Raw genomic sequence first — 2,880 nt, 5'->3', positions numbered from 1 at the left:
GATAACTGATAACTGGGAAAGAAGATGTCTCATGAATCATTCCTTATTGCTATAGGAATAGAGTGTTATTAGAATCAGCTATTCCTTTAATAGAAGGAAATGCCAATTTTGTTATGAGTGATGAGAGACGGAAACAATCCGCTCTTGTCTTAATACAATTATTCTTATCAGAACTTGATAAGTCAATCGAAAACTATTCTAAGCTTAGACAAAGTAGTAATACTTATGATAGCTAATAGCTGATTGTATCAGAGGGTTAGACAGTAAAATCTAACTCTCAAAGTAGTTAGACAAATAGTTGATAAAACATATATTTCTTACAATAATAATACTTGTAACAGGTTATGTCAATTAGTAAATATAAGATAATTTATAGCATTTTATATTACAATCAGATTACTGTAATAGGGATGGTCTATTGACAGTTCTCATATCGTGAGTGGACATTTCAGATGAATGGGGGGACGTTTCCCCCCATACCCCTCTCGATAGCCCGTTTGTACTGCTCAAAACATATCGTCATAGTTTAAAAGCTTAGCTTATCAATCAGAAAATTAACTCTCTCTGAAACATCCATATAATCATGCTTTTGACCCTCAATGCTCTAGAACAGATGAAACAGGATACCTCAAGGGGATACATCATTGGTTGTCTAGCGTCCTTTGTAGGCGATTCCAATGCTACTAGGAGAAACGTTTAAAATTCTAAGTAATTTGGATAATGATAACTAATAAGATTAACTTATCTATTAGTTGAGAAGCAATACTTTTATGATAATAAAATAGTTGACATTACTTGTTACAGGTAATATAATTAGTATATAAATAACTTGTAACAGCTTAATGAATATCAAGCATAGCTCAGAAATTAGAGAACTAATATCATATTTATTAGATATCTATGGTGAGTTTAATTGTCCTAAATGTGACGATGTTATTGGTCACAGAGTTTTATATCTTGATGATGAAAGTATTAAGTGTCCTTACTGTTTATATGAACTTGAGTTACAGGAGTTAATATCTCACAATGAAGATAAAACCAGTGGGTGGTAGAGGGCAAAAAGCCCCCTATAAAACCCGTGTAATGCGTGTCCCTGAACCAATAGCGGAACAAGTACAAGCTTTAATTGATGAATACAGATTGTCAATAATGTCTGATAAAGTAGAAGACAAAGATAGCTTTATTATCATTAAAATTTCTCAATTGAATAGCTTGTTTAGTTCTATTTTAAGACAACGCAAAAGTGCTAAGGTATCTTTTGAAAAATTAGAAGATAAATTGGTAAAGTTATATTCACTATTTAAACACACTAATTAATACTTGTAACAAGTAATTATTTTGTTGACAATTGTAAGTAATCTTGTTAGTATTAAAGTGTACCTGGCAATGAGTTCCTAGCCCGTTTCTTATCCAGGTGGCTCGAGACATACTCGATTAGTACATTCCCACCTTGTTGCATTCGTGTTTAGGAGGTGGGGGTTGCTATCTGCTTTAAAAGATTCTATCAGCGCAACAAAAATAGCTCTAAGAGACGTGAAAATATAAATTATGACCTCTGCATCAAGAGATATGTTTTGAGCAGGATAAACGGGCTATCGAGAGGGGTATGGGGGGAAACGTCCCCCCATTCCGCTTTCACAGAGTGCTGCAGAAGTGTTTTTCCCCTCAACTGTATATACGGTTGTCAGCAACAGAATTTAGTTAAAAATAAATAACCAGTACAAAATTACAAGCTACACTACTAAAAGTCATTTGTAGACTGCATTAGAGATTAGTTTGTTATATGTGCATTGAGAACGGCACAATCAGGCTTGCAAAAGGATTGTTTCGTTCTTACTGTACTAGTAGTGAATAAATTAGACTTATTTATCAATAAGATTACATTAGTTTTTCTTATACTACATTCTTAAACGTATATATAATCAGTATTTTACCCACTTAGCTATAAGTGTAGTATTTAGTTAGTTAGCTACAAGCCCTAAGTTATGAGTGCAAGTGTACTTTGTTAGTCTTCTCTCAAGATACAAGAAGGGGGAGAAGAAAAATCCCCATTATATGGGGATTGTAGAGACACACATTATGTGTCTTCACACATGATATTATGGGTGTACACACATATATTGATATAATGAGTATGACCGATAAAACCTTCAACTACCAAATCAATGTTCCAGATGGCTGTATGGCTAAAACAGTAGTTACGCCTATCAAAGCACTTAGTAAGAATCCACACATTAGAACATTTTGTGATGGACTTACTCGCTTGGCTACTGATAAGGGTTTAAATCTTACTGATAAAAATGTTCTACTTTATATAGCTGGAATAATCGATTATGAAAATGTTTTAGATATTTCTCAAGCTGAATTGGCAGAACAATTACGAACCAATCAAGCAGAAATAAGTAGGTCAATCAAAAAGTTATGTGAACTTGACTATTTGAGAGTAATTGGGAGAGTTGGTAGACAAAATATATATAAATTAAGTCCTTACTTTGCTTTTAAGTCAAGGGCTAAAAACTATAGAATGATGTGTCAAGATTGGGATGAAGTTGAAGATTAATAATTTATTCTTAGATTTAAGTTAAAAATATTCAATTACAAAAGCCCTTATTTACTTTAATAAGGGCTTAACGTATATATTGATATTGCCTGCTATGACATCATTTATTATAATACACAATGCCCAATAAATAAGTAACTGACACTTACTTATTTATCAGGACTTCACCTACTTACCGAATTAAATAGGAGCCTAACTATTATGCTAGCAAACTGTACAGATTACTCATTGCTTCTGGGCTATTGTGAAATCATAGACATAATTAATATAGCAATCAGTCATCAGTTGTGAGAATTTAAGTCTGAGGTATAGGCAAAAGT

2 protein-coding genes are annotated in these 2,880 nt (G+C 32.8%); both read left to right on the top strand.

Annotation, left to right across the window (positions count from 1 at the left end):
- The first annotated feature begins 1,026 nt into the window (after window positions 1-1,026).
- On the top strand, window positions 1,027-1,317 hold the full coding sequence (locus P9B04_RS19015) for a hypothetical protein (RefSeq protein WP_342056541.1): 291 nt from the start codon (window positions 1,027-1,029) through the stop codon (window positions 1,315-1,317).
- An 817-nt stretch (window positions 1,318-2,134) separates the two neighbouring features.
- On the top strand, window positions 2,135-2,560 hold the full coding sequence (locus P9B04_RS19010) for a helix-turn-helix transcriptional regulator (protein ID WP_342056544.1): 426 nt from the start codon (window positions 2,135-2,137) through the stop codon (window positions 2,558-2,560).
- Window positions 2,561-2,880 lie beyond the last annotated feature (320 nt).

Source organism: Crocosphaera sp. Alani8 (assembly GCF_038442745.1).
Lineage (GTDB): Bacteria > Cyanobacteriota > Cyanobacteriia > Cyanobacteriales > Microcystaceae > Crocosphaera.
The sequence above is the reverse complement of the archived record's forward strand: the minus strand, read 5'-3'. Positions and strand labels throughout refer to the sequence as shown.